This is a genomic window from Amycolatopsis sp. NPDC049691 (assembly GCF_040675005.1).
GTDB lineage: Bacteria > Actinomycetota > Actinomycetes > Mycobacteriales > Pseudonocardiaceae > Amycolatopsis.
Map to the genome: position 1 here is coordinate 409097 of NZ_JBFANX010000007.1, position 26177 is coordinate 435273.

Below are 26177 nucleotides of genomic sequence, written 5' to 3' on the forward strand. Positions count from 1 at the left end.
GAATCCCGTGGACCTTTCCGCACTGACCGCCATCGACGTCCACACCCACGTCGAACAGGACGGGCACGGCTGCTTCGCCCTCGACCAGGAGCTGCTGGACGCGTCGGCGAAGTACTTCCGCGCCGACCAGGACCGCACGCCGACGGTGGCCTCCATCGCCGAGCACTACCGGGCGCGGAACATGGCCGCCGTCGTCTTCACGGTCGAGGCGCCGGCCGCGACCGGGCACCCCGCGCTCTCGAGCGAGGAGATCGCCGACGCGGCGGCCGAGCACGCCGACGTGCTCATCCCGTTCGGCTCGGTCGACCCGCACGCCGGCAAGGCCGCCGTGCGGCGCGCGCGCAGGCTGGTCGCCGAGCACGGCGTCCGGGGCTTCAAGTTCCACCCGAGCCTGCAGGCGTTCGAGCCGAACGACGTCCGGTACTACCCGCTGTACGAGGCGATCCGGGAGCTGGGCGTGCCGGCGCTGTTCCACACCGGGCAGACCGGGATCGGCGCCGGCCTGCCGGGCGGGCACGGCATCAAGCTGCGCTATTCGAACCCGATGCTGCTCGACGACGTCGCCGCCGACTTCCCGGAGCTGACGATCATCCTGGCCCACCCGTCGGTGCCGTGGCAGGACGAGGCGATCTCGGTCGCGACGCACAAGGCGAACGTGTACATCGACCTGTCCGGCTGGTCGCCGAAGTACTTCCCGCCGCAGCTGGTCCGCGCCGCGAACTCGCTGCTGAAGCGCAAGGTGCTGTTCGGCTCGGACTTCCCCGTCATCACGCCGGACCGCTGGCTCGCCGACTTCGCCGCCCTCGACCTCAAGGACGAGGTGCGCCCGCTGATCCTCAAGGACAACGCCGTCCGGGTACTCGGCCTGGGCTGAACGTTTGTCCGGTCCGTCCCCGGGCACCCGCAGAGCCTGGCGGTTTGTGGACGGAGGCGGACGTCGTGGCCGAGGGTGACGTGCACACCTACTTCGAGGACGGGCTGTGGAAGAACCGCGTCGAAGGCGGCAGCCGGGCGTCCAACACCTCGCCGCGCCGGACCGACGCGGTGCTGTCCGGCCGGCTGATCGCGAAGAAGCGGCGCGTCGGGCACGTGGTCCACACGCCCGAAGGCGACGTCGAGACCGAGCGGGACTACCGGCCGCGCGCCAAGCGTCCACAGTAGACGAAAGACCCGCCCCCGCTCGGCGAAGGCTGGGGGTTACCTGCGAGCGGAGGCGGGAGCCTGCATCCGTTACAACGCAGGGGAAACGGCCGTGTTCCCGGACGTGACGCGGGCCTCAGCGGCGGGCCAGCACGGCCCACACGGTCTTGCCGCCGGACCGGCACCGGCTGCTCCCCCACGTCTTCGCGACCTTGGCGACCATCCGCAGGCCGAGTCCCGTCTCGATGAGGTCCAGCCCTTCGCGGACGACCGCGGGGCGCGAGCTCTCGTCGGCCACCTCGACCGACAGCCGCCCACGGCGCAGCTCCAGCCGCAGCCGGGGCGCCGAATCCGTGTGCCGCAGCGTGTTTTCGACGAGTTCGGTCGCGATCAGCTCGGCGTCCTCGGCCAGTTCGGGCACCCCCCACCGGGCGCACGTGCCCCGGACGAACTCGCGGGCGCGCGCGGAGGTGCTCGCGGAGCGGGCCAGCGCCTGGCGGGCCCGTTTTCCCGCCGGCCGCCTCAGCGCGGCTTCGGCCGCGGCGACGTCGGCGTACACGGGCACCCGCCCACCGGCCAGCACCGCCCGCTGCTCGGCGCGTCCGGTCACGAGGGCGAACGGAACCGCCGGCCAGTCACCGACCCGCAGCGCGACCAGCGCGAAGACCCGCAGCAGCTCCGGGTCGCGCAGGGCGAGGCGTTCGATGTCGACGAGCACGGCGCCGTCGGAGTCGGCGGCGAGCTCGAGCAGGCTGTCGCGCAGCCGCGGATAGGTCGTCCGGTCGAGCACGCCGACGACGGAAGCGGTGGCGGCCGACCCCGCCGGGGAAACCAGCCACACGGAATTGTGCCGGGCGAGCACCGGGACCACCTCCTGGTGAAAGAACTCCGGAGCGGATATCCGGTCACAGAGCACTCAAACGGCCGGTTTCCCGGGTGATCGCGGCGAACGAGGGAACCCGCGCGGCTCGGACGGCGACGCCCGGCTGCTCGAGGGCGACCCGGCGGCGGCACGCTGCCCGCGCGAAGCTCGCGCTCAAGCGCGGCACGGCGCACTTCATCCACACGGAGGACGGCCGGATCGGCGAGCGCCGGACGTACCCGCGCGCCCGCTCCCGACCTCAGCCGGTGGGCATGCCGCCGTGGTCGGCGTCGTCCTCGTCGGTCGGCGCGGGGCCGGGCTCCTGGTCGCGGAACGTCGGCTCGGTGTGCTCGCCGCCGACGTCCGCGTCCTCTTCCATGCTTTCGGCGGTCACCGGGTCGATTTCGGGAGTGCTCATCGGTTCCTCCGTTCGGGCGAAACCGGGGCATACCCGGCGGCCGGCGCGGCGAAACGCGTTTGCCGGGCCGCGCGCCGGGCATGCCGCCCCGGCGCGGCCCCCGGCCGAGGGCCCGTCCCATCCGAATCGGAGGAACCACCATGGCATCGACGGAGACCGCCGTCCGGCGGACCCCGCGCCAGCTGCTCGCGGCGATCGTGGGAGTGGTTTTCCTGCTGGTCGGCGTGCTGGGCTTCATCCCCGGCGTGACGACGAACTACGACATGCTCACCGGCGCGGGACACCACTCCGGGGCCTTGCTGCTGGGCATCTTCACTGTGTCGATCCTGCACAACATCGTGCACCTGGCGTTCGGCGTCGCCGGGCTCGCGCTGGCGCGGACCCCGGGCGGCGCCAAGGCGTTCCTCGTCGGCGGCGGCGTGATCTACCTGGTGCTGTGGCTCTACGGCCTGCTGATCGACCAGGACAGCGCGGCCAACTTCGTCCCGGTGAACACGGCCGACAACTGGCTGCACTTCGGCCTGGGCGTCGGCATGATCGCGCTCGGCCTGATCCCGCTGGGCGCGACCCGCGGCCCGATCGCCGACTCGCGGTGAGCCGCGCGGGCCGGGCGGCCTTCACGGCCGCCCGGCCCGGCTCCCCGCGTAAGCCCGTTCCCGCACCTCCGCCAGCCACCCCGGAGCCGGTTCGAGGCCTACGGGGCGGTGCAGCATCGGGTCGAACGCCGGCGCGTCACCCCCGACGTCCGACAGGGTCAGTTCCGCGCTGTCGCACCAGCGCCCGTCTTCCCGTCCGGTCCGCAGCACGAACTCCAGGCCGCCCGCCGCCACCACCGCTTCGAGCGACGCGTCGACCCGCGGCGAGCCCGCCGCCGCCCACGCCGCCAGCCAGATCAGCCGATCGGCGCGGCGGTAGGGCACCAGGCTGCTGTACGCCCCGCCGGTCCACGTCGCCGCCGGCCGGGGCAGCATCCGGCCGACGTGGCCGCGGCCGGACGTCGTCAGGGTGAGGTCCCACGGCCCGCCGTCGCGGCCCGCGCCGGGGATCCGCACCGCCAGCCCGAGCGCGTCCGGCAGCCGGCCCGGCGTGCCCGCGCCCTTGGACAGCCGCGCGACGACCGCCGTCGGCCCGGCCGGCCACGGCAGGTCGTCGTCGAGCGGCCGCAGCTCGCCGCGCAGCACCAGCCCGGCGGGGTGGAACGCGCGGGCGCGGCGCAGGGCGGCCAGCCCGCGGAAGCCGGCCGCCACGAGACCGGTCAACGGTCTTCGGTCGCTTCGCGCTCGGCCGTCTCGCGCTGCTCCCCCGGCTGGAGTTCGTCAGTGCCGCCGAGTTCGCGGTCCAGCTCGGTCGCGGCGTCGCGGTCGTCCGGCGTCGTCATGTGTAGGTCCTCCTCGCGTCGGGTACTCGCTGTCGGCGATACCCGCCCGGAGCCCGCAGAAACCCGAGGAGACCACCATCGCCACCGCGGTCCTGTTCGACGTCGACGGCACGCTCGTCGACTCCAACTACCTCCACGTCCACGCCTGGCGGCGCGCGTTCCACGAGCTGGACCGCAAGGTCGACTCCTGGCGCGTGCACCGCGCGATCGGGAAGGGCTCCGGCAAGCTGCTGAGCACCCTGCTGGGTGACGAGGACGCCGAGCGCGTCGGCGACGAAGCGAAGGAACTGCACAGCCGCTACTACCTGGAGGACGCCGAGCTGCTGCGGCCGTTCGCCCAGGCCCCGGAGCTGGTCCGGGCACTGGCCGCGAAGGGCGTGCGGGTCGTCCTGGCGACGTCGGCGGGTCCCGACGAGCTGGACGTGCTGCGCAAGACCCTCGGCGTCGACGACGTGGTGCGGGACATCGTCGCCGGCTCGGACGTCGAGGCGACGAAACCCGACCCGGAACCGGTGCAGGTGGCCCTCGAGAAGGCGGGCACGGCCCCGGAGGACACGGTCTTCGTCGGCGACGCGGTCTGGGACGTCCGCGCCGCGGCGAAGGCGGGCGTGCGCACGATCGGCGTGCTGTCGGGCGGCGTGAGCGAGGCGGAACTGAAGGAGGCGGGCGCGATCGCGACGTACGACGACGTCGCCGCGCTGCTGGCCGACCTGGAGAAGAGCCCGCTGGCGCGGCTGTTCAGCTGACCTTGCGGGCCACCAGCCGTTCGACCAGGCCCAGCTTGAACCGCTCCCGGCGCTCGACCGGCATTCCCAGCGCCTCCACCAGTTTCAGCGGACGGCGCCGGAAGTGCTCGCCCGCCAGCGGGACGCTCGCCAGCTCCACCAGCCACTGCGCCGCCCGGACGACGACCGATGAGCCCGCCACGTGGTCGACCAGGATCAGCCGCCCGCCCGGGCGCAGGACGCGGTGCATCTGCGCCACCGCCGCCGCGGGGTCCGGGATCGCGCAGAGGCCGAACGTGCACACGACCGTGTCGAACGACGCGTCCGCGAACGGCAGCTCGTGCGCGCTGCCCTGCCGGAGCGTCACCTCGCGGCCGAGTTCCCGCGCCCGGGACCGGGCGATCTCCAGCATCCCGGCGCTGAGGTCCAGGCCGGTGAGCGTCACCTCCGCGGGGTACCAGGGCAGGTTGAGCCCGGTGCCGACGGCGACCTCCAGCACCTCGCCCCTCGCCTGCCCGCAGGCCCACTCGCGGGAGTCGCCGAAGAGGCGGCGGTCCCAGACGCCCATCTCCGCGTCGTAGGTCGCCGACTTGCGGTCCCAGTACCGGTTCCACCGCTGCGCCTTCGTCATGCCCCCAGCGAAGCACGAACCGGCCCGGGATCGGGTGCTCCCGGGCCGGGACTGCTCACCCGAACATGCCGGGCTCGTAGGAGCCGCCCCGCTGGTGCAGGATCACCGCGAGCCGGTTGGCCGAATTCATCTGGGCCACCAGCGCGACCAGCGCCGCGGTCCGGTCGTCGTCGAAGTGCTTGCGCACGCTCTCCCAGGTGTCGTCGGAGACGCCCGGGGCCGCGTCGGCGAGCCGGGTGCCCTCCTCGGCCAGTGCCAGCGCGGCCCGCTCGGCCTCGGTGAACACGGTGGCCTCGCGCCAGGCGGCGACCAGGTTGATCCGGACCGCCGGCTCCCCGGCGGCGGCCAGCTCCTTCGTGTGGATGTCGACGCACCAGCCGCAGCCGTTGATCTGGCTGACGCGCAGCGACACCAGCTCCTGCGTGACCTTCGGCAGGGGCGACTGGATGATCGCCAGGCTCGCGGTGCCGAAGCGCTTGGCGAACTTCGCGCCGATTTCGTTGTCGGTCAAGGTGAACCGGGGTGCCATGGGTCCTCACTTCGTGGTCGCGGAACGGTCGGCCAGGAGATGCCGGAGCCCCCGGCGTGCGTGACACCACGGGCGCGTGACGACGGTCACTGTCACATCGGGGCAGTGCGCGGCATCTGGTGGGAAACTCCGCTCGACGCCGACTGAGGAGCCCCCGATGGCCGACCCCGCGACCGAGGCGTTCCTCGCGCACCGGAACCTGCTGTTCACCGTCGCCTACCAGATGCTCGGCTCGGCGGCCGACGCCGAAGACGTCCTGCAGGAGACGTGGCTGCGCTGGGCGGGCGTGGACCGCGCCGCCGTGCGCGACGAGCGGGCGTACCTGGTCCGGATCACCACGCGTCAGGCGCTCATGCGGCTGCGATCCTTGGGCCGGCGCAAGGAGTCCTACGTCGGACCGTGGCTGCCCGAGCCGTTGCTGACGACACCGGACGTCGCCGAGGACGTCGAGCTGGCCGACAGCGTCTCGATGGCGATGCTGCTGGTGCTGGAGACGCTGACCCCGGCCGAACGAGCGGTGTTCGTGCTGCGCGAGGTGTTCGCCTTGGACTACGCCGAGATCGCCGAAGCGGTCGGCAAGACCGCGGCGGCGGTCCGCCAGATCGCCCACCGCGCCCGCTCCCACGTCGCGGCGCGCCGGCCCCGGGGCGAGGTGTCCCCGGCGACGTCCCGCGACGCGCTGGAGGCGTTCCGACGCGCGGTCGAGACGGGCGACCTGCGCGAGCTGCTGGAGATCCTCGCCCCGGAGGTGGTGTTCCTCGGCGACGGCGGCGGAGTGGTCCAGGCGGTCCTCGAACCGGTGGTCGGCGCCGCGGCGGTGGCCCGGCTGCTCACGGCGGGCCTGGGTAACTTCGCGACCGGCGCACTGGCGCCGGCCCAGGTCAACGGCCACCCGGCGCTGGTCCTGCGCCGCGACGGGGAGGTCGACACGGTGCTGGCGCTGCGCATCGACGATGGGCTCGTCACGGGGTTGTACGCGGTGCGGAACCCGGAGAAACTGTCGCGTTTGGACGAAGAGACGCCCCTGCGCCGCTAGTGCGGCCGAGGTGGGCACCTGCGGATCGTCGACGGCTTCGAGGGCACCGGGATGACGGCGAGCTCGAAGGTGCAGAAGAACCGGCTGGCCGCACACGCGCGTTCCCTGCTGGAGCAGGCATGACGCACATTTCGAGGCGGGCCAGTCCGCCGGGCTGGTCGACTCCGTGCCGCGGGCGGCCGAGATCGTGACCCGGATCGTGCGGGAGTACCGGGCGGCGCGCGCCGGCCTCCCGCCGATCACCTGAGGGTCACTCGCCCGCGGCCGCCACGATCACCTCGGCGACAACGCCGGGCTGCGACACCGCGACGGCGTGCGAAGCGTCGATCCGCCGGACGGTCGAGGACGCGCGCTCGGCCATGAACTCCTGCGCCGCGGCCGGGATGGCGTTGTCCTGGTTGGCGATGAGCGTCCACGACGGGAGCTTCGTCCACGCCGGGGTGCCCTCGAACGGCGCGGCCAGGGCCTGCTGGGCCACCGGGCGCTGGGTGACGGCCAGGATCGCGGCCGTCTCGGCGGGGACGTCGGCCGCGAAGACCTCGGCGAAGTCCGCCGGCTTGATCGACAGCTCGGGCGTTCCCTCGTGGACCAGGACGTTCGTGGTCTCCGGGCCGAGCTTGGCGCCCGGGTAGCGGCCGGACAGCTCGAAGACGCTCTCCCCCGCGTCGGGCTGGAACGCGGCGATGTAGACCAGGGCGCGGACGTTCGGCGTCTCGGTCGCCGCGCGGGTGATCAGGGCGCCGCCGTAGGAGTGGCCGGCGAGGACCACGGGGCCTTCGATGCCCTTGACGACGTCCGCTACGTACGCCGCGTCGGACTCGACGCCGCGCAGCGGGTTCGCCACCGCGACGACCGGGAAGCCCTGCTCCTGCAGCTTCGCGACGACGCCGGTCCAGCTCGACGAGTCGGCGAAAGCGCCGTGGACCAGGACGATGGTGGGCTTGCTCATGGCGGGCTCCTTAGCGAGAACGATCAGTCTTTCTGTCTCCATACTTTGGCTGCTCGGGGGCCGCGTGGCAACGTGACGTAGGCGATCTTGCAGAACGATCATTCTTTCTCTATGCTGGGCTGATGACGACTGCCGACGTGCACCCGAAGGACCGGCTGCTGGCGACCGCGTCCCGGCTGTTCTACGCGGAGGGCATCCACGCGGTCGGGGTGGAGCGGCTGGTTTCCGAGGCATCGGTGACGCGGGCGACGTTCTACCGGCACTACCCCACCAAGGACGACCTGGTGGCGGCGTACCTGGCGGAGACAAGCCGCCAGATCCGCGAGGCGGTGGACGCGGCGAGGGCGGGCAAGCCCCCGCGCGAGGCGCTGGCGGCGGCGTTGTCGGTGGTGGGAGAGGCAACGTGCGGCAAGGATTTCCGCGGCTGCCAGTTCCTCAACGCGGCGGCCGAGTACCCGGACCCGGAGAGCGGGGTCCGCAGGGTGATCGAGGACCACCGCAAGTGGTTCTTCGAGACCCTGAGGTCGGAGGCGGCGGCAATGGGCCATCCGGAGCCCAGCCACGCGGCGAGGGTGCTGGTCCTGCTGCGCGACGGGGCATTGCACGGCGGAGAGCTGGACGACGCGGAGACGGTCCGGACGACCCTGCGGCGAGCGGTCGAGGAGTTCTTCCCGGCCTGAGCGCACGTCGCTCCCGGCGGCGCGCGACCCAAGCCGCCCTCGCTCAAGAACCCGAACCATCTCTCACGCCGCCCACTGCGGCCGACCGAACCCCGAGCCACCTCCGCGCCGCCCACCATCACCCGCGCCGCCGGCCGCCGTCGCGCGCGTAGCGACCCACCTCACCCCTGCACTCGGTCCTCCCGATCCGACCCCACCGGCCGTGCTGGAATGAAAGCCGTGCCGTCCGAAGATCCGCTTCCCCGCATCGCCCGCCCCCGGGCCCTGCTCTTCGCCCTCCCCGCCGCCGGGCGGCGGTGGAGTGCCGGTCTTCGGGCGGCGGCCGCCGTTCTCCTGGCCGGCGGCATCGTCGTCCTCGCCGGCCATCCCTCCGAAGCCCTCTTCGTCACCTTCGGCGCCTTCGCCGTCCTCTACGGCGAAGGCCGCCCCTACCGGGTCCGCGCCCGGGTTGTCCTCGCCGCCGCCGTCATGCTGCTGCTCGCCGCCGGGCTCGGGACCGCCGTCGGCGCGACCGGTACCAAAGCCGGTGTCGTCATCGTCGTCACCGCCGTGGCCGTCCTCGCCGTCTACACCGTCGATGCCCTGCGGCTCGGGCCGCCCGGCGCTCTCTTCTTCGCCCTCGTCTGCGGTGGTGCCCTCATCGCCACCGAGGCCGGCGCCGATCCTCTTCCGCTCCTTCTCTGCACCGCGCTCGGCGGCGCGTCCTCCGCCGTCGTCTCCATGGCCGGCGCCCTCGCCGACCGCCAGAAGCCCGAACGCTCGGCCGTCCACAAGGCAGTCAAAGCCGTCGATGCCTTTCTGGAAGCCGAAAACCCCAGCGCGGCCACCCGCCACGCCGCGGGTTCGGCCATCTCGGCCGCCTGGAACGCCGTCCACGACGCGGGCCACCCACCGAAGTCCGCACTGGCCACCACCCTCATCACCGCCCACCGGCGCTTCACCGCCGCGACCGACGACGAAGCCGCACCCCTGCCGCTCCCCCGGCCCAGCGTCGGTTACCGGCTGCGACGGTCGGCGTCCCTCCGCTCGCACGCCACGGTGACGGCCCTGCGCGTCGGCGGCACCTGCGTGCTCGCCGGAACCCTCAGCGCGTCGCTCGGCCTGGCGCGTCCGCACTGGGCCATCCTCAGCGCGCTCGTCGTCCTGCAGCAGGGCACCGACCGCCTCCACGCGAACGTCCGTGGCCTGCAGCGCTTCGCCGGGACCGCCGTCGGCCTGGCCCTCTTCGCCGCGCTCTCCCTGCTCGCGCCCACCGGGATCGCGCTGGTCGCCGCCGTCGCCGTGCTGCAGTTCTGCATCGAGCTGTTCGTCCCGCGCAACTACGCGGTGGCCGTCGTCTTCATCACGCCGGTCGCGCTCCTCGCCGGTGGTGCCGCGGCGTCCGGCGCGATCGGCCCGGTCGTGCGCGACCGTCTGGTCGAGACGCTCATCGGCGTCGTGCTCGCGGTCCTCGCCCAGTACCTGCTCGCCCCGAACGCCCACCGCACGACGTTCCGCTGGACCGGATCCCGCGTCCGCGCCGCCGCGCGGACGCTGCTCGCGGCCGGCCCCGCGGCCATGCACCTCCGGCGCGACCTGCAGTTCGAACTCGAGGGCACTACGCGCGCGGCGGTCGACTCGGCCCACAACGACCTCGCCTGGACGCGGCGGCACTGGGCCGCGCACGCCGAGCTCGTCCACCGCGGCTACGACCTGCTCGCCGCGTGCTGGACGACGCCGGGCGAACTGCGCGCCGACGAATGGGAACAAGCGTTCCGGTAGCCTTTCACCTGCACAAACTCAGCGGGGCTAGGCCGAACGGGTTACCTTCGAGAGGCACACACGGAGGTTCGGCATGGCTGCTCACGACGCGTCCGGCGTCCCGGCGTGGGTCGAGCCGATGCTGGCCAAGGCCGACGGCGGCCGGCTGCGCAGCGGCGCCGAGTGGGCGTACGAGTACAAACTGGACGGTTACCGCGCCGCCATGCGGATCGCCCCGGACGGCACCACCGTCCTCACCAGCCGCAACAACATCGACTTCACCGCCGAATTCGCCGAGCTCGCCGGCGTGCTCGCCCCCGCGCTCGACGGCCAGGCCGCCTACCTCGACGGCGAGGTCGTCACCTACGGCGAAGACGGCCGGATCGACTTCGAGCTCATGCAGGAGCGCCGCGGCCGCTGGGTCCGGCACCAGAGCGGGCCGAAGGGCCGGCCGTTCGACGACGTCCCGGTCCGGTTCCTCGCCTTCGACCTGCTGCGGCTCGGCGACCGCGACCTGCTGAAAGAGCGGTACGACGAGCGCCGCCGCCTGCTGGCCGGGCTGCCGATGCCCGATCCCTACCGCGTTTCGGTGGTCCGCGCGGTCACCTTCGACGAGCTCGCCGCCGACCGCCGCACGCCGGACGACTTCCTGGCCCATGCCGCGGCCGCCGGCTACGAGGGCGTCGTCGCGAAGCTTCGCAGCTCCGCCTACGTGCCCGGGCAGCGGCCGGACTCCTGGCTCAAGCACCCGCTGATCCGCACCCAGGAGGTCATCGTCTGCGGCTGGCGCCCCGGCCAGCGCAGCTTCACCGGCACCCTCGGCGGCCTCCTGCTCGGCGCGCACAACCCCGGCAGCGGCGAGCTCGTCTACATCGGCGACGTCGGCACCGGCTTCAGCCAGGCCACCCGCGCCGACCTGATGGCGCAGTTGCAGCCGCTCGAACGCCGCACCCACCCGTTCGCGACGACACCGCCGCGCGAGGACACCGTCCGCGCGCGCTGGGTCGAGCCGCGGCTCGTCGGGGAGATCGTCTACCGGCAGTTCACCCGCGGCGGCCGCGTCCGCCACACCGCCTGGCGCGGCCTGCGGGCCGACAAGAAGCCCGCGGACGTCGTCGCGCCGCGGGCGGCGGAACCCGTCGCCCCGCCTCCGCCGCCCGAACCGGCCGGTCAGCGGATCACCGTGCAGGCCGGGAACCGGCGGCTCACCCTGTCCAACCTGGACAAGGTGCTGTACCCGGCGGACGGGTTCACCAAGGGCGAGGTGATCAACTACTACTCGCGGATCGCGCCGGTCCTGCTGCCCCACCTGGCCGGTCGTCCCGTGACGTTCATCCGGTACCCCAACGGCGTCGGCGGCGAGAAGTGGTTCGAGAAGAACGTCCCGAACGGCGCGCCGTCGTGGTTGCGCACGGTCCGGCTGCCCAGCACGGGCTCGCGCGGCAGCGGCGACACGATCGACTACCCGCTCCTCGACGACCTCCCGGCACTGGTCTGGTCGGCGAACATGGCGGCGCTCGAACTGCACGTTCCCCAATGGACGGTCACTTCGGACGCGACGCGCCGGCCGCCCGACCGCCTGATGTTCGACCTCGACCCCGGGCCGGGCACGACGGTCGTCGACTGCGCGCGCGTCGCCGAACGCCTCCACGACGTCCTGGTCGCCGACGGCCTCACGCCGTTCGCGAAGACGTCCGGTTCGAAGGGAATGCAGCTGTACTGCGGCATCCGGACCGACGACCCGGCGGCGCCGTCGGCGTACGCGAAGCGGCTCGCGCAGCAGCTCGCGCGGGAGACGCCCGGCTCGGTGACCGCGGTGATGGCCAAGGCGCAGCGCGGCGGCCGGGTGTTCATCGACTGGAGCCAGAACAACCCGGCCAAGACGACGGTCGCGCCGTACTCCCTGCGCGGCCGCGACCACCCGACGGTCTCGACCCCGGTGACGTGGGACGAAGTCAGCGCCTGCCGGCACGTGAACCACTTGACGTTCACCGCCGAGGACGTCCTCGACCGCGTCGACGAGCACGGTGATCTGCTCGCCGGCTTGGCCGAGAGCCGGGCGCCGCTGCCCTAGTGCCGGCTGAGGACGCGCTTGGCCCGGTTCAGCAAGCCCCGCACGGCTTTCCGGCCGACGGTGGTCTTGCCCGGCGCCGGCTTCTCGGGTGTCTCCGCCGCGGATTGCCCTCGCGGCGCGGGGATTTCGCCGGTGATGGTTCCCGACTCGGGCGCAGACGGTTCCGGACGGGATTCGACGGATTGGGGCTCAACGGGCTGCGGCTCAACGGATCGCGGATCGACGGCCCGCTGTTCGATGGATTGCGGCTCGACGGGCTGCGGCTCGCGGGGCCGCGATTCGACGGATTGCTGCGCGATGGGTTGCGACTCGGCGGGTTGCGGCTCGACGGCGTGCCGCGCGACGGGCCGCGGCTCGGCGGCGTGGGCCGACGCCGGAGCAGCCGCCGCCGAGCGCGCCGGGACGGGAGCCGCCGTCGGCGCATGGCGGGGCTGTCGCGGCACGTCGGGCACGGCCGGCGGTTCGGCTTGAACCGCCGGCTGCGCCCGAACCTGGCTCCCCGGAGAGGACTCGGGCTCGGCTCGAACCCGCTGCTGCGGCTCGGTACGAACTTGGGCCGGCAGCTGGGTTTCGGTCACGGGCCGAGGCGCGGACTGCGGCTCCCCTTGAGCCTGAACCCGAGGCCGCGGCTCACCCTGCGGCTGCGCGCGGACCTGGTTCAGCGGCTGCTCCGACCCGAGCATGTCCGGCGTGACGACCGGCGTCATCAGCGGCGTGTGCGCGGCGTCGGCGTTCGGCCGCGCCGGTTCCCGTGCTTCCGGGTACCGGGCCAGTGGATCGGCCTCCGTCGGCACCGCCCGGCTCCGCAGCAACCCGACGCACCCCAGCAGGCCGAGCAAGCCGACGAGACCCCAAAACACCGTCATGACCGTCCTCCTCTTCCGCGCTCGCACCTCGGATAACCGGCCACGCGCACGCCAACCGGACCGCTACCCGTGTGAGTGAAGCTCAGCCCAGCTGCGGCACGTCGTTCGGGAACGAGATCGGCAGCTCGTACAACCCGCGCGCCGTACGCGCACCGCCCAGCCAGCCGTGGAAGTAGATGTGGCCGTCCACGACGTCGGCGCCGCCCGGCGCGTCCACCTTGCCGCCGAGCAGCTCCGTCGAGAGGAACTGGGCGTCCGCCTTCACGAACGGCCCGGTGACGGTCGGCGCCGACGCGTAGCACGTGTGGTAGCCCGAACTCTGGAACGTGTCCGCCGAATAGAACAGCAGGAAGCGGCTCGCGGTCTTCACCACCGACGGCGCCTCGACGACCGCCTTCTCCGCGGTCAGGTCGGCGCGCAGCAGCTCGGTGCGCGGCCCGGTGAGCGTGCGCCCGTCGGCCTCGACCTTCTGCAGGAAGATCGCGGCCGGCACGCCGGTCGCGGCGCCGTCGCGTTTGTAGAGCAGGTAACGGGTTCCGTCCGCGTCGAGGAACGTCTGCGGGTCGATGTCGCCGTGGTCCTCGGGGACGCAGACGAGCGGCCGGTCGCCGGCCGGGGTGTACGGCCCGTCCGCTTTCGCCGCGGTCGCGGCGCCGAGGCACATTTCCCCGTCCGCCGTCTTCGCCGCCGAGAAGTACAGGACGAACGTGCCGTTCGGCAGCTGGGTGACGTCCGGTGCCCAGAACCCGCCGTCCGGCTTGGCCCACGCGGGAACCGCGCCGAGCGCGTCGCCGCTGATGCGCCACGGTCCTTCCGGCGCCGACGCGGTCGCCACCGGGACCCGGCCCGAACCGGTGCTCGTCGAGAACGCGAAGTAGCCACCCGGGGTCTTCACGATGTCCGGGTCGGGGAAGTCCTGGTTGATCAGCAGCCGCGGTTCGCTGACGGCCGACGCGGCCGGGCAGACGGCGAACGCGACCACGAGCGCGATCACGGGAGCGAGCAGGAAGTACCGGGTGCTCATAGGCGATTCTCTTGACATTCCTGGGGTTTCGGCAAACGCGTTCACCGGGAAGCGTGGACTTGCCCGCGCGCCCGGATCGGGTGGATTCGATCGGCGGCCGCGGGGTAGCCGCCGTCGCATGCACGCAACGAAAGGCCGTGGCGCCTACCGCGCCGGCCACGCCGTCGGGGAGGCCGAAGGGGCGGCGACGCGCCAGGAGAAACCCTTGGGCACGCCGGGAAAGCCCCTCGACCGCCGGTCGCCGTTCTTCGCCGGGCTGACCGCCGCGGCCGGGGTGGTCGTCACGGTCGCCGTCGTCGAGGTCGTGCTCGCGGCGTCCGACGTGCTGCTGCTGATCGGCATCGCGTTCTTCATCGCGGTCGGGCTGGAACCGGTGACCGCCCGGCTCACCCGCCGGGTGCCCCGCGCGCTCGCCGCCGGCCTGGTCGTCCTGACCGGGCTGGCCGTCTTCGCCGCCGCCGTCGCCGGTGCCGCCGTTCCGCTGGCCGACCAGATCGGGCAGCTGCGGGACGGCGCGCCGCACTACCTCGCGCTGTTGCGCGACCCCGGCACCCTCATCGGCCGCGCCAACGCCACCTTCGGGCTCGAGGCCGCGCTCCGGGGCATCCGCCTGACGGAGGTCGCGAAGTCGCTGGCCGCCGTGCTGGGCGACGCCGCGATCGTCGTCGTGCTCAGCACGTATTTCGTCGCCGACTTCCCGCGGGTCCGCACGGCGCTCTACCGGCTGGCTCCCCGGTCCCGGCGGCCGCGGGTGATCCTCATCGGCGACGCCGTCTTCCGGAAGGTCGGCGCCTACCTGGTCGGCAACGTCGTGGTGTCGCTGATCGCGGGGGCACTGACGTTCGCCTGGCTCTGGGCCTTCGGGGTGCCCTACCCGCTGGTGCTCGCCCTGCTCGTCGCCGTCCTCGACCTGGTGCCCGTCGCGGGTTCGGCGGCGGCCGGGGCGGGCACCACCCTCATCGCGCTGACGGTGTCGGTGCCCGTCGGCCTCGCGACCGCCGGCTTCTTCGTCGGCTACCGCGTGCTCGAGGACTACGTGCTGCTGCCGAAGATCGTCGGCCGGGCCGTGCGGATCCCGGCGCTCGTCACGGTCGTCGCCGTGCTGATCGGCTTCGAGCTGCTCGGCGTGGTCGGCGCGTTCGTGGCGGTGCCGGTCGCGGCGGCCGTGCTCCTGGTGGTGCGGGAAGTGGCCGTGCACCGGCTCGACCGGACGTGAAACCGCCGCGCGGGGGGCAACCGCGCGGCGGCTTCGACCAGGACCGGTCAGTTGTCCTGCGCGGTCCCGCCGTCGGAGATGGCACCGCTGGCGCAGTTGAACGGGGTCTCGCCCTCGGCCTCGTGCCCGCCCGGGGAAAGGACCGGCACGCCGACGCCGTCGGCGACGTGCTGCACCGGCACCTGGACGCCGAGCACGTTGACGTTGTCGTCGCAGACGCCGCCGACCGCGTTCAGGTTGTGCACCGCGTCGAGGTTCTGCACGTTGCCGAGGCCGACCTGGTCGCTGTGGTCGATCGGCTGGCCGGCGACGGTGATGCCGGTCGCGGACGCGGATCCGCCGAGCACCGCCATCCCGGCGGCGAGAGCGGTGGCCACGAAGCCGAGCTGCTTGATCACTTGAAGAACTCCTTATAGCGACCCACCGGACCGTCCGGTGGGAGATCGGGGAAGGGAACCGGGCCCGGCTTCGGTTCGCCGAGCCGCGGCAAGTCGGTTAGGGTGCGGTTCACGCCGGGTGGGACCGGCGCACTTCTCCAGGTCGTGACCGGTCCCACCCGTGCCGGCGACGTCCGGCGTCGCGGCGGGCCCGGGACGCGGAACCGGAGTGTGCAGCTCGCTCCGCGTTCCGGGCCCGCGTCACGACGTCGACGCGAATCGCCGGTTTCCCGTGCCGGCCGCCGGCGTCCGCACACACAGCGGGCGGCGGCGGCACGGAACCTCAGTTGCCCTGGCTCGTGCCGCCGTCGGTCAGCGCGCTGGCGGCGCAGTTGTACGGCGCGTCGCCGTTGGCCTCGCTCTCGCCCGGCGAGAGGACCGGGACGCCGATGCCGTTGAGCGAGTCGCGGATCGGGACCTGGACGCCGAGGACGTTGATGTCGTTGCCGCAGAGACCCGGCGTGACGTCGACGTTGTGCAGCACGTCGGTGTTGTTCAGGTTCACGAGGCCGACCTGGCCCGTGTAGTCGTAGCCGCCGTGGTGGTGGCCGTGGTGGCCGTGCTCGTCCGGGGTGCCGGCGGACGCGACGCCCCCGGCCAGGAAGGCGCCCGCCGCGGCGGCGGCCGTGACGAAGCCGAGCTTCTTCAGCATGGATTTCTCCTCGATCGACAATCTGCGTCGGATGGGGCGGCAGTGAAGGTGTGTTCTCCGCCTGGTGTGAGGGAAACGTACTGATGCGGCCGCACCGGTTCCACTCCATGCCACCATCGTGTGGGTGCCGCAAGCCTCTGACCGGCCTTTCAGTGGTCCGATCGGGTTACGTTTGCCCGCAACGGTTTGCCGATCACGCCGCCTTGCATTGCCTGTGCGGCAGGGATATCCGGGCACACCAAAGAGCCCTGCGCCGCCTCGGTGAAGGCGACGCAGGGCTGGTGCCGTCGGTTTTCTAGCCGGGCCACGCCTCCGCTTCGGCGGTGAGTGCCGTCGTCACGTCGATCTCGCCCGACCGCACCCGCCACGCGAGCGAGCCGGGGCGGGGCTCGAGGAGGTGCCAGCCGGTGACGTCTTCGTCGGTGTAGCAAGGGTTTTCGTCGTCACCGATGCCGAGCGCGGCGAAGTACTGCCGGGCGGGCCAGGTTTCGGGAACCCAGGCACGGGCCCAGCGCACGACGATGCGGGCGAGGTCGTTGCGGCCGTCCGCCGGGTGGATCAGGCGGTCGCCGGTGGTGCAGATCAAGCGTGCCGAGAAGGTCGCGCCCAGCGGGGCGACCACGAGCTGACTGTTCATTACTCCCCCGGGTCCACAGCAGTGGACGGTGTTTCCGAGAACGGATGCGCACTCGCGCGAAGCAAGGGGAAGGACGCCGGTGGCGGACGCACACGTCCTTCCACGGCTCCTGCTTGAACCGACGGCCATTCTACAAACGCCGCCGGGGCACCGGAATCCGGGTCGCGTCGCCCGTTCCCGTGACTCCGGGTGTGAAGGCGGAGGGCCGGGGTACGCGCCCGGTGACCGTCCGCCCGAACGGAAGGAAGAACCGAGATGAACCGAACGGCACGAAACCTGCTGGCCGCGACAGCCGCGGCGGCCACCATCACGTTGACCGGGGCGTTTCCTGCTTCGGCGGAACCGAACGAGCCGACGTCGTCGGTGCAGGCCGACGATGACGACAACGGATTGTGGGGCCTGCTCGGGCTGGTCGGGTTGCTGGGCTTGGCCGGGTTGGCCCGGCGCGGGCCGAAGTCCGGGGCCATGGCGGGGTATCCCGCCGCGGGGCGGCCTTCCCACCCTGACGCGGTTCCGCCCGCGGAGCCTTCGCGGCCGGGGCAGGCGCCCCCGATGAACACGTACCCGCCGGCGGAGCCGCGACGCAACCCGCCGGGGGCTTGAGGTTCGGGCCGGGACCCGGGAGGCGCGGTGGGGTGGTTGGGACCGCCGGTCTCCCGAGGTCTCGGCCAGGGCCCGGCGGGGGTAGTGGTGCAAGCAGGTTCGCCGGCGGGGCGGGTAGCCATGGCACCTTGGTCGAACGCGCCGGTTTCCCGAGGCTTCAGCCAAGCGGCCACCACGCCGCCGCCCACCACGCCGCGACTGAATCCACCGATTCCCCGCGGACTCGACCCCACCCGGTCACTTGCGCCGCAGCGGAAGCCGCCGGTTTCCCCAGCTCTCGGCCGGGGCCGGGGATCGGCTGAGCCGGCGCCGCCAAGCGCGTCGGCGCAGCCGGGTGCGCCGGAACTCTTCCCTCGCACCGCTTCCGGTGGCCGGGTTCCGCTGGCGCGCCGCACCTGATCCCCTCTTCTCCCGCACAGAACGTCCCGGCACCGGTGGCGCCGGGACGTTCTGCGTTTTCGTGTTCTCCGATTGGCGCCCAGTTGTCAGGTCTCGGCACCGAGGAGGCCACCGGAGGGCCGGAAACCGGGTCCGGTGGCCGCCACCCAGATTAGCGAGGCACTCAGCGCGCAAGAAGTGGTTTTGCGTCGTAACCTTCTTAAGAGTGGCTTTCCGGCCGTAGGCAAATGCGCATGGTTACCCATTAATCGTCCCAACAAACCTCACAATCGGATGAAACCTGCGTGCCACGCGAGAACCACCCCAGTCATACCTTCGGTGAAGAAACCGGCCCCATTTCAGCCGTTCATCGTAACCAACACTCACGAACGAGTGATGCGATCACGATCAGTCATCAGCGTGCGGAATTGTCGATCATCGGCTTCACGCGAACTTGATGTTTGTTCCGCGGTTCCCGAACGGCCGTGCACCGAGCGGAATCGACGCGTCCGCCGAGGTCAGCGGATCCGCTCGCGGTATTCGGCGCCGGAGATCACCATGATCTCCAGTCGGTATCGGAATTCCGGAGGAGTACGACATGAAAAGTGCACTGGCCCGAGCGGTCACGGTTTTCCTCACCGCGACGGCGGTGACCCTGACCGGGGTGGGCGTGGCATCGGCGGGCGGGCCCGGCGGCAGCGGCTCGTCGAGCACGACGAGCGCGGCGGCCCAGGTCCAATCCCTGCGCGACCAGCTGGTCTCGCGAGCGGACGACGGCGACGTCGCCGGCACGCGCGTCACCCTGACCGACCTCGATCCGGTGCTCACGGATCTGGCCCAGGGCAACCGGTACACCATCCAGGCCGAGACCCGCGACAAGGCGGCGACGGCCCAGCACGACACCACCGAAGCACGCGAAGGCGTCGACCGGTTGGCGGCGGACATGAAGGCCCGCCAGAGCCTCCCGCCGGTCTCCGCGCTCCTGAACGCCTTGCTGCAGCGCGTGCTGATCTCGCTGTCCGCTCTCGTGAACGACCTTCTCGGCGGGCTGCCCGTCCCGGTCGGCTAGGGACCGATCGGAACCCCGGACGGACAGCCGGCGATGGCCCGGTGCGGCTCACCTCCCCGCACCGGGCTTTCGTCGTCTTCGGCCACCTACGAAGAAGCCCGGTGCGGAATCCGCACCGGGCTTTCGTACTTCCGCCGTTATTCGTAGACGACGTAGGCGGGCACCGGGCTCAGCGCCAGCACCTCCGCCGGGGTCATCAACGCCGCGCCGCGGCGGGTGTCCTCGTCGAAGAACAGCTTGAACCCGGGCCGCACGTGCGCCGGCCGGGTCGTCATGAGCGTCTTCCAGGTCGCCTTCTTGGCCGCCGCCGACCCGATGCCGTCGACGACCTTCACCGGCGCGACCCCGGGGTGCGCGAGCAGGAGCTCTTCGTCGCGCACCACCGACGAGGCCACCTGGTGGTACACCATGACCTTGACGGGCAGGCGGTGCGCTTCGGCCAGGCCGCCCAGGTAGCGGGCGACGCCGTCGAGCTCGTCGCCGGTCGTGCGACCGAATTTCTTCCCCGGGATCACGCCCGGCTCCACGGCCCACTCGGGATCGAGCGCGACGCCGACGTCCGGCTCGGTCAGCCAGCGCTCGTACGCCTGCACCTCGGGCAGGAAGTCGGCCCGGCCGGGCTGGATGTTCAGCAGCAGCAGGCCGTTCAGGGCGCGGGCGGCGTCGAGGTAGTCCCGGACCGTCTCCTCCGCGCAGCGGCTGCGGTACATGCCGTCCTCGCCGGGCGAGCGGTGCACGGTGGTCGCGATCAGCTCGACGACCGGGGTGACCGGCCGGCCCGCCGGGAAGGCGCGGATCCGCTGGCGCAGCTCGCGGCTCGCCGCCGTCAGGTCGCCGGTCATCCGGCCGAGCGCCGGGGAACCCGGGGCTCCGCAGAAGCCGACGAGCAGGTTCTTCTCCAAGGGGTTCGGCGGTGGCGTCGGCGGGGCCGGCGTCGCGGTGACCGGCACGGCGAGGGCCCGGCCCGCCCGGCGCGCGCCGCACGCGCTCGCCGCGAGACCGGCCAGTGCGGCGGTGAGGACCAGACGTCGATCGAGGGTGCGTTGGGCGGCGGCGAAGGCCGTTTTCGGGACCATCGCAGGGAAATACCCGCAGTGATCTTCGGGCAAACGTCGCGGGCGATGATCACCGCATCGTGCCGGAGACCGTTTCGTGACCACGGCCGCTGCCTGCGGAAACGGCGAATTCCGGCCCGTGGCACGGAAATCCGCGCTCACCCGACCCGGTGGACCGGGCCGCGCCGCGGCGGGCCCGCCCCCACACTTCCCCGCATGCGTAGCCTTTTCCGGTTCGGCGCGGGGTTCGCCGTCGTGGCCGCCGTGACGGCGTGCGGCGCCCCGGCGCCCGCCGAGTCCCCGGCGCCCCGGCCGGCGCCCGCCGCCGCCACGCCCACCCGCGTCACGCCCGCGTTCGCGCGCCAGGTCGGCGCCGACGAGCTCGGCCGGGTGCCGATCCTGATGTACCACCGGATCGTCGAGCGGCCGCGGTCGGTGTACGACCGCACGCCCGCCGACTTCACCGCGGAGCTGGAACGGCTGGCGGCGGAGGACTACGTCCCGGTGACGACGGCCGAGCTGGTGTCGCGCCGGCTCGACCTCCCGGCCGGCGCGCACCCGGTGGTCCTGACCTTCGACGACGGCGACCCGAGCACGTTCGCCTTGACCCCGCAGGGACAGCCGGCGCCGGGCACGGCGGTCCGGATCCTGCTGGACGTCGCGGCGGCGCACCCGCGGTTCCGCCCGGTGGCGAGCCTGTACGTCAACGAGCACCCGTTCGGCGCGCCGGACGACGGGCCGGCGCTGCGCTGGCTGGCCGCCCACGGTTTCGAGATCGGCAACCACACGCGGCACCACACGAACCTGCGCACGGCGTCGGAGAGCGAGGTGACGACGGCGATCACGGAGGAGGACGCGGCGATCCGCGCGACCGGCTACCAGCCGCGGACGTTGGCGCTGCCGTACGGGACGCGCCCGCGGCGCGCGGAATCGGCGTTGCGGGGGCCGGGCTACGCGTACGAGGGTGCGCTGCTGGTGGGGGCCGGGCCGGCGCCTTCGCCGTGTTCGAGCGGGTTCGACCCCGGGGCGATCCCGCGGATCCGGTCGCAGTCGAGCGGGGCGGAGGCGGAGTACGGGTCGTCGCACTGGCTCGACGTGCTGGCCGGACCGAACGGCCACCGCTACACGTCCGACGGCGACCCGACGACGGTGGCGTACCCCCGATCGTCGGCGGCCCCCGGCCCGGCGTGCGCGAGCGTGGGCCTTGCCTACTGAACCGGCGCGCGTCGATTGGCTGCCCCAGCCCCGTCCGAGGAAGGCCCGCTCGGAGGCGGAGGAACCCCCGGCGGCGGGGGTGCCGCGAGCCCGCCGCCGGCTGCGGTTCCGCCGGACGGGGACGGGGACGGTGCCCCGGCCGCGGTCACCGCAGAGCACGACGGTGGTGGAGGGGCGCTCGCCTGAGGCCCCAGTGCAACCACGCCCACCGGCAACGGAGGTGCAGCTGCCCGAGGCGACGGCGGAATCTGTGCGGCAGCCGTTGTCCGAAGTGGCCGAGAAGCCCAAGCCACAGGCTGCTGCAGCCGAACCACGCATCCTGCAAGCACAAGGGAGCCCCGCGGTTGCGGAGCAGCTGCCTCGCGCCGAACCGGCGACGGAACCACTGCAGCAACCGCTACGGCAGCCGCAGCCCAACGTCGCCGAGCGGCCCGAGCCATGGGCGGCCGCGCAGCAGGTCGCGGCAGCCGAACCACCCATCCCGCAAGCGAGCCCCGCATCATCGGCCACGGCACCACAAGCAAGCCTCGTCACCGAACCAACGCCCGCGCACCCGACCGCACCGACCGAACTGCCCACCACGGCGCCACAAGCGACCACCGCAACCGAGCCGGCGCCCGCAACCATGCCGGCCGCACCACAAGCCTGCCCCGCGACCCAACCACCACCCCCGCACCCGACTACACCAGCGGAGCCGTCCCCAGCGGCGGAACAGCCCGCGCCGCTCGTCACTCCGGCCGAGCCGCCGAGTCCGGCGCCGGACGAGCAACCGACGGCGATCGTCTGGCCGTCCGGGCCTGAACCCGCGCCGCCCACCACCGCCGTTCTCCCGCTCGCCACCGAACCTCGGCGCACCACCGAAGAAACCACCGCGGCGAACCTACTCGACTCACCGGCCGAACCCCCGGCCCCCATGGCGTGGTGGCCGCCCGCGGTGCTGGTGTTCGCCGTCGCTCTCGCCGTTGCCCTGCTCCTGCTCCCTCGCGCCGCCGAACCGCGGCGGCTCGGGGGTACTCCGGCCGCCGCCGTCTCCGCGCCGGCCTCGCCGGTCACCACGCGGCCGCCGGAACCCGCCGCCCTTCCCGACGGTCCTCCCGTCACCCCGGCCGGGCGCGGCACCTGGCACGTCCTCCCCGGTCCCGCCACCCTCGCCGGAGCCGGGGACGGCGCCGAAGAACTCACCTACACCGTCGAACTCGAAGACGGCGTCGACGAACCGGGTTTCGCCGAGGACGTCGACGCCGTCCTCGGCGACCCGCGCGGCTGGATCGGCCAGGGCAAGGTCGCCTTCCGGCGGGAAACCACCCCCGACGCGCAGCCGGACGTGCGGATCAGCCTCACCACCCCCGGCACCAGCCGCCGGCTCTGCGGGTTCGCCATCCCCTACGACTCCTCGTGCCACCTGAGCCACCGGATCGTCCTCAACCTCGCACGCTGGATCCGGGGCGCTCACTCCTTCGGCGGCGACCTCGCCGGCTACCGCGCCTACGCGGTCAACCACGAGATGGGGCACGCCCTCGGCTTCGGGCACGTCGGCTGTCCCGCTCCCGGCGCGCCCGCGCCGGTGATGATGCAGCAGACCTTCGGCCTCTCCAACTCCTACCTCGCCGAACTCAACCGCGTAGAGCCCGGGGCCGCCACGAGGATCCGGCCCGACGGTGCCGTCTGCCGCCCGAACCCCTGGGTCGGCTGACGTGGCGTCCTGCGACCCAGGGTCGCACCTCGTCAGCCGGACGAGTCACGGCCGGTCTCGAAAGGGTTCCTCCGCGGCGGCCGCCCACCACCCCGTGCAGGGCCGCCGCTGGGCCAGACGGGCCACACCCGGCCAGCGCGAGTGAACCTCCTTGTCCCTGCCGATCTTTCCTCGCTAGCGTCGACGGGGAGGGGACGACACCGGGCTGTCCGGGAAGTTCCTTGCACACCAAGGAAAACCGAACGAGGAGTTCTCGATGACGGCTCTCGACCAGCCCGTGACCCGCACCGCGTACCAGCAGTCGGTCGCCGACTACTGGAACGCGGAGAAGGACCCGGTGAACCTCCGGCTGGGCGATGTCGACGGTCTGTACCACCACCACTACGGCCTCGGCGACTACGACCCGGCCGTGCTCGAGGTGCCGGAGGCCCAGCGGGACCAGGCGATCATCGCCGAGATGCACCGGCTCGAGACGGCGCAGGCCGACGTCCTCCTCGACCACCTCGGCCCGATCGGGCCCGGCGACCGGCTGCTCGACGCCGGCTGCGGCCGCGGCGGCACGAGCGTCATGGCCCACCAGCGCTTCGGCTGCCAGGTCGACGGGATCTCCATCTCCGAGCAGCAGGTCGGGTTCGCCAACGAACACGTGCGGCAGCGCGGGATCGACGGCTCGGTCCGCTACCACCTGCGCAACATGCTCGACACCGGCTTCAAATCCGGAATCTTCCAGGGCATCTGGAACAACGAGAGCACGATGTACGTCGACCTGAACGACCTGTTCGCCGAGCACGCGCGGCAGCTCAAGCCCGGCGGCCGGTACGTGACCATCACGGGGTGCTACAACGACGTCACCGGCGGCCGGTCGCGGGCGGTGAGCCAGATCGACCAGCACTACATCTGCAACATCCACGCCCGCGGCGACTACTTCAAGGCGTTGTCCGCCAACGGGTTCGTGCCGATCAACGTCGTCGACCTGACGGCGGCGACGATCCCCTACTGGGAGCTGCGGGCGAAGTCGTCGGTCGCGACCGGGATCGAGCAGCCGTTCCTGACCGCCTACCGCGAGGGTAGCTTCCACTACCTGCTCATCGCCGCCGACCGCGTCTGAGGCGGCCGGGCGACGAGGGAGAACCCATGACGACCGGCACCCAGTGTCCACAGTGGACGGATGGTGGCGCGGCGAGCCTGCTCGCCGGCCCGTTCGGCCTCGGCACCGCGGCGGCCCGGATCGCGACGCAGTTCGCGCCGGCGGCCGGGCAGGACCCGACCTACGCCTACCTGCCGTGGGGAGACGGCAGCGGGCCGCCGTTGTACTGCCCGGTCGCCGGCCGCGTCGACGACGCCCTCGCCGGGGAGGTCGACCGGCGGCTGGTCGCGTGGGCCGAGGACTGCGGGTTCACCGGCGCGGGCCTCGACCAGATCGCCCGCGCCGGGTTCGGCAGGCTGGCGATGCTCGCCCACGCCGACTGCGACGACCCGGACCGGCTGCTCGTCGCGGCGCAGCTGAACGCGGTCTGGTGGGCGGCCGACGACTACTACGCCGACGACAGCACGCTGGGCGCGGCGCCGACCGAACTGCCGCCGCGCCTGGCGCTCGTCATGGCGGCCATGGACCCGGTCGCGCCGGCCGGGGAGTTCTCGGCGCCCCTCGAAGAAGCGCTGCGGGCCGATCCGATCCTCGTCGGCCTGCACTCGGCGATCGGCCACCTGGGCCGGCACGGCTCACCCGTGCTGGTCCAGCGGGTCTGCTACGCGACGTTCTCGATGTTCGTCAGCTGGGACGCCTACGCGGCGTGGCGCCACACCGGCCGCTACCCACCGGCGTGGGAGTACCTGGCGGCCCGCCAGCACGACAGCTTCTACACGTCGATGACCCTCGTGGACGCGGTCGGCGGCTACGAGCTGGCCGCGCCGTTCTACTACGACCCGCGCGTGCGGGAGGCGATGATGCGGGCCGGGACGGCGTCGGTCCTGGTCAACGACCTGCACTCGGTGGCGAAGGACGCGGCTGACGAGAAGCCGGTCTGCAACATGGTGCTGCAGATCGCCGCCGATCGGGGGTGCTCGGTCGAGGAGGCGATCGAGGCGACCGTCGAGCTGCACAACAAGATCGTCCACGAGTTCGAGGACGGCCACCGGGAGCTGATGGCGGTCCCGTCGCCGGAGCTGCAGCGGTTCCTCGTGGGTGTCCGTTCCTGGATGGGCGGCGGCTTCACCTGGCACGCCACCAATCCCCGTTACCAGTAGTGACCTACGAATGATTGGGTGGTTTTCGCTGTGACCGTCACCGACCCGGTGGACACCGACCAGGCACCGCTGAGCCTCGGCCGGGCCGCCGCCCGGACCCTGGCCACCACGACCAAGTCGGTCCCCCAGATGCAGGGCATCTCCTCCCGCTGGCTGCTGAAGGTCCTGCCCTGGGTCGAAGTGTCCGGCGGCGCCTACCGCGTCAACCGCCGCCTGTCCTACTCCGTGGGCGATGGCCGCGTCACCTTCACCACCACCGGCGCCGAGGTCCGCGTCATCCCACCCGAACTCGGCGAACTGGCCCCCCTGCGCGGCTACGACGACGAAGACGTCCTCACCGAACTCGCGTCGCGGTTCACCCAGCACGAGTACGCCCCCGGCGACGCCCTCGTCGAATTCGGCTCCCAAGCCGACCAGGTCTTCCTCATCGCCCACGGCAAGATCACCAAAATCGGCACCGGCGCCTACGGCGACCAAACCGTCCTGGGCACGCTGGCCGACGGCGACTACTTCGGCGAAACCGCCCTCACCCACGGCGACGGGATCTGGGAATTCACCGCCAAAGCCGTCACCACCTGCACCGTCCTCACCCTCCCCCGGCACGCGTTCGAGGACGTCCTCTCCCGCTCCGAAACCCTGCAAGCCCACCTGGACGCCTACCTCGCCGTCGGCTCCACCGCCCGCAACGACCACGGCGAAGCCGAAATCTCGCTGGCCTCCGGCCACGACGGCGAACCGGTCCTGCCCGGCACCTTCGTCGACTACGACGCCCAACCCCGCGAATACGAACTCTCCGTCGCCCAAACCGTCCTACGCGTCCACTCCCGCGTCGCCGACCTCTACAACCAGCCGATGAACCAGATCGAACAACAACTCCGCCTCACCGTCGAAGCACTGCGGGAACGCCAGGAACACGAACTGAT

General features: G+C 72.5%; 29 protein-coding genes. 16 read left to right on the top strand and 13 right to left on the bottom strand.

Annotated features, from left to right (window positions below; translation table 11 throughout):
- Nucleotides 1–7: 7 nt before the first annotated feature.
- Both couO and AB0J40_RS19410 read left to right on the top strand, forming a co-directional pair.
- Complete coding sequence (gene couO / locus AB0J40_RS19405; protein ID WP_364454672.1) at nt 8–874, top strand: 4-hydroxyphenyl-beta-ketoacyl-CoA hydrolase; 867 nt, start codon at nt 8–10, stop codon at nt 872–874.
- A 65-nt stretch (nt 875–939) separates the two neighbouring features.
- Nucleotides 940–1161 carry a DUF2188 domain-containing protein gene (locus AB0J40_RS19410; protein ID WP_364454749.1) on the top strand — a complete coding sequence of 74 codons (222 nt, stop codon included), beginning with the start codon at nt 940–942 and terminating at the stop codon, nt 1159–1161.
- Between the two features lie 115 nt (nt 1162–1276).
- On the opposite strand, the gene AB0J40_RS19415 is transcribed toward AB0J40_RS19410, so the two are convergent.
- Nucleotides 1277–2002 (bottom strand): ATP-binding protein, encoded by a 726-nt coding sequence (locus AB0J40_RS19415; RefSeq protein WP_364454675.1) that lies wholly within the window; start codon nt 2000–2002, stop codon nt 1277–1279.
- Between the two features lie 259 nt (nt 2003–2261).
- Entirely contained in the window at nt 2262–2420 is a 159-nt protein-coding gene (locus tag AB0J40_RS19420) for a hypothetical protein (protein WP_364454676.1), read from the bottom strand.
- A 140-nt stretch (nt 2421–2560) separates the two neighbouring features.
- Between AB0J40_RS19420 and AB0J40_RS19425 the strand changes: the two genes are divergently transcribed.
- A complete protein-coding gene (locus AB0J40_RS19425) occupies nt 2561–3016 on the top strand; it encodes a DUF4383 domain-containing protein (protein WP_364454679.1) in 456 nt (151 codons plus the stop codon).
- 21 nt (nt 3017–3037) lie between these two features.
- Here the strand turns inward: AB0J40_RS19425 and AB0J40_RS19430 are convergent, their stop codons facing one another.
- Together AB0J40_RS19430 and AB0J40_RS19435 are read right to left on the bottom strand one after the other, a co-directional pair.
- Nucleotides 3038–3679: a hypothetical protein gene (locus tag AB0J40_RS19430; protein ID WP_364454681.1), complete on the bottom strand. Its 642-nt coding sequence runs from the start codon at nt 3677–3679 to the stop codon at nt 3038–3040.
- Nucleotides 3676–3798, bottom strand: coding sequence for a hypothetical protein (locus AB0J40_RS19435; protein WP_364454757.1), 123 nt, complete (start codon nt 3796–3798; stop codon nt 3676–3678). Before AB0J40_RS19435 ends, AB0J40_RS19430 begins: the two co-directional genes overlap by 4 nt.
- Before the next feature lie 92 nt (nt 3799–3890).
- On the opposite strand from AB0J40_RS19435, the gene AB0J40_RS19440 reads away from it, so the two are divergent.
- Entirely contained in the window at nt 3891–4544 is a 654-nt protein-coding gene (locus AB0J40_RS19440; RefSeq protein WP_364454752.1) for an HAD family hydrolase, read from the top strand.
- Here AB0J40_RS19440 and AB0J40_RS19445 read toward each other — a convergent pair.
- Together AB0J40_RS19445 and AB0J40_RS19450 are read right to left on the bottom strand one after the other, a co-directional pair.
- Nucleotides 4537–5154 (bottom strand): class I SAM-dependent methyltransferase, encoded by a 618-nt coding sequence (locus AB0J40_RS19445; protein ID WP_364454684.1) that lies wholly within the window; start codon nt 5152–5154, stop codon nt 4537–4539. The two genes, AB0J40_RS19440 and AB0J40_RS19445, sit on opposite strands and share 8 nt — an antisense overlap.
- A 55-nt stretch (nt 5155–5209) precedes the next feature.
- Nucleotides 5210–5683: a carboxymuconolactone decarboxylase family protein gene (locus AB0J40_RS19450; RefSeq protein WP_364454686.1), complete on the bottom strand. Its 474-nt coding sequence runs from the start codon at nt 5681–5683 to the stop codon at nt 5210–5212.
- Between the two features lie 157 nt (nt 5684–5840).
- Here AB0J40_RS19450 and AB0J40_RS19455 point away from each other — a divergent pair, with 157 nt between their 5' ends.
- A complete protein-coding gene (locus tag AB0J40_RS19455) occupies nt 5841–6719 on the top strand; it encodes an RNA polymerase sigma-70 factor (protein ID WP_364454689.1) in 879 nt (292 codons plus the stop codon).
- 250 nt (nt 6720–6969) lie between these two features.
- Here AB0J40_RS19455 and AB0J40_RS19460 read toward each other — a convergent pair whose 3' ends face one another.
- Nucleotides 6970–7668 carry an alpha/beta hydrolase gene (locus AB0J40_RS19460; RefSeq protein ID WP_364454691.1) on the bottom strand — a complete coding sequence of 233 codons (699 nt, stop codon included), beginning with the start codon at nt 7666–7668 and terminating at the stop codon, nt 6970–6972.
- 122 nt (nt 7669–7790) lie between these two features.
- Here AB0J40_RS19460 and AB0J40_RS19465 point away from each other — a divergent pair, with 122 nt between their 5' ends.
- The 3 genes from AB0J40_RS19465 (at nt 7791) to ligD (ending at nt 12162) form a co-directional block, all read left to right on the top strand.
- Entirely contained in the window at nt 7791–8348 is a 558-nt protein-coding gene (locus AB0J40_RS19465; RefSeq protein WP_364454693.1) for a TetR/AcrR family transcriptional regulator, read from the top strand.
- A gap of 219 nt (nt 8349–8567) precedes the next feature.
- Nucleotides 8568–10109, top strand: a complete 1542-nt coding sequence (locus AB0J40_RS19470; protein WP_364454696.1) for an FUSC family protein — start codon at nt 8568–8570, stop codon at nt 10107–10109.
- A gap of 73 nt (nt 10110–10182) precedes the next feature.
- Nucleotides 10183–12162 carry a DNA ligase D gene (gene ligD, locus AB0J40_RS19475; protein ID WP_364454697.1) on the top strand — a complete coding sequence of 660 codons (1980 nt, stop codon included), beginning with the start codon at nt 10183–10185 and terminating at the stop codon, nt 12160–12162.
- On the opposite strand, the gene AB0J40_RS19480 is transcribed toward ligD, so the two are convergent.
- Both AB0J40_RS19480 and AB0J40_RS19485 read right to left on the bottom strand, forming a co-directional pair.
- Complete coding sequence (locus tag AB0J40_RS19480) at nt 12159–13028, bottom strand: hypothetical protein (RefSeq protein WP_364454700.1); 870 nt, start codon at nt 13026–13028, stop codon at nt 12159–12161. The two genes, ligD and AB0J40_RS19480, sit on opposite strands and share 4 nt — an antisense overlap.
- Before the next feature lie 82 nt (nt 13029–13110).
- The gene (locus AB0J40_RS19485; protein ID WP_364454702.1) at nt 13111–14052 is read right to left on the bottom strand and encodes a glycoside hydrolase family 43 protein; all 942 of its coding nucleotides are present in this window, start codon (nt 14050–14052) and stop codon (nt 13111–13113) included.
- 118 nt (nt 14053–14170) lie between these two features.
- Between AB0J40_RS19485 and AB0J40_RS19490 the strand changes: the two genes are divergently transcribed.
- On the top strand, nt 14171–15268 hold the full coding sequence (locus AB0J40_RS19490; RefSeq protein ID WP_364454705.1) for an AI-2E family transporter: 1098 nt from the start codon (nt 14171–14173) through the stop codon (nt 15266–15268).
- A gap of 47 nt (nt 15269–15315) precedes the next feature.
- Here the strand turns inward: AB0J40_RS19490 and AB0J40_RS19495 are convergent, their stop codons facing one another.
- From AB0J40_RS19495 to AB0J40_RS19505, 3 genes are all read right to left on the bottom strand, one after another.
- Nucleotides 15316–15666, bottom strand: coding sequence for a hypothetical protein (locus AB0J40_RS19495; RefSeq protein ID WP_364454708.1), 351 nt, complete (start codon nt 15664–15666; stop codon nt 15316–15318).
- Between the two features lie 322 nt (nt 15667–15988).
- Nucleotides 15989–16357 carry a hypothetical protein gene (locus AB0J40_RS19500; protein WP_364454710.1) on the bottom strand — a complete coding sequence of 123 codons (369 nt, stop codon included), beginning with the start codon at nt 16355–16357 and terminating at the stop codon, nt 15989–15991.
- 295 nt (nt 16358–16652) lie between these two features.
- Complete coding sequence (locus tag AB0J40_RS19505) at nt 16653–16994, bottom strand: hypothetical protein (RefSeq protein ID WP_364454713.1); 342 nt, start codon at nt 16992–16994, stop codon at nt 16653–16655.
- A 255-nt stretch (nt 16995–17249) separates the two neighbouring features.
- Here AB0J40_RS19505 and AB0J40_RS19510 point away from each other — a divergent pair, with 255 nt between their 5' ends.
- Together AB0J40_RS19510 and AB0J40_RS19515 are read left to right on the top strand one after the other, a co-directional pair.
- Nucleotides 17250–17597 (top strand): WGxxGxxG family protein, encoded by a 348-nt coding sequence (locus AB0J40_RS19510; protein ID WP_364454715.1) that lies wholly within the window; start codon nt 17250–17252, stop codon nt 17595–17597.
- Nucleotides 17598–18573: 976 nt separating this feature from the next.
- Entirely contained in the window at nt 18574–19044 is a 471-nt protein-coding gene (locus AB0J40_RS19515) for a hypothetical protein (protein ID WP_364454718.1), read from the top strand.
- Nucleotides 19045–19181: 137 nt separating this feature from the next.
- Here AB0J40_RS19515 and AB0J40_RS19520 read toward each other — a convergent pair whose 3' ends face one another.
- Nucleotides 19182–20120 carry a hypothetical protein gene (locus AB0J40_RS19520; protein ID WP_364454720.1) on the bottom strand — a complete coding sequence of 313 codons (939 nt, stop codon included), beginning with the start codon at nt 20118–20120 and terminating at the stop codon, nt 19182–19184.
- 195 nt (nt 20121–20315) lie between these two features.
- On the opposite strand from AB0J40_RS19520, the gene AB0J40_RS19525 reads away from it, so the two are divergent.
- The 5 genes from AB0J40_RS19525 to AB0J40_RS19545 all read left to right on the top strand — a co-directional run.
- On the top strand, nt 20316–21314 hold the full coding sequence (locus AB0J40_RS19525; RefSeq protein ID WP_364454723.1) for a polysaccharide deacetylase family protein: 999 nt from the start codon (nt 20316–20318) through the stop codon (nt 21312–21314).
- Between the two features lie 913 nt (nt 21315–22227).
- The gene (locus AB0J40_RS19530; protein ID WP_364454725.1) at nt 22228–23007 is read left to right on the top strand and encodes a DUF3152 domain-containing protein; all 780 of its coding nucleotides are present in this window, start codon (nt 22228–22230) and stop codon (nt 23005–23007) included.
- A 256-nt stretch (nt 23008–23263) separates the two neighbouring features.
- Nucleotides 23264–24115, top strand: a complete 852-nt coding sequence (locus AB0J40_RS19535; RefSeq protein WP_364454728.1) for a geranyl diphosphate 2-C-methyltransferase — start codon at nt 23264–23266, stop codon at nt 24113–24115.
- A 26-nt stretch (nt 24116–24141) separates the two neighbouring features.
- Nucleotides 24142–25254: a family 2 encapsulin nanocompartment cargo protein terpene cyclase gene (locus AB0J40_RS19540; protein WP_364454730.1), complete on the top strand. Its 1113-nt coding sequence runs from the start codon at nt 24142–24144 to the stop codon at nt 25252–25254.
- 30 nt (nt 25255–25284) lie between these two features.
- The coding region (locus AB0J40_RS19545) for a family 2B encapsulin nanocompartment shell protein (RefSeq protein ID WP_364454754.1) at nt 25285–26177 on the top strand (893 nt) is incomplete at its 3' end.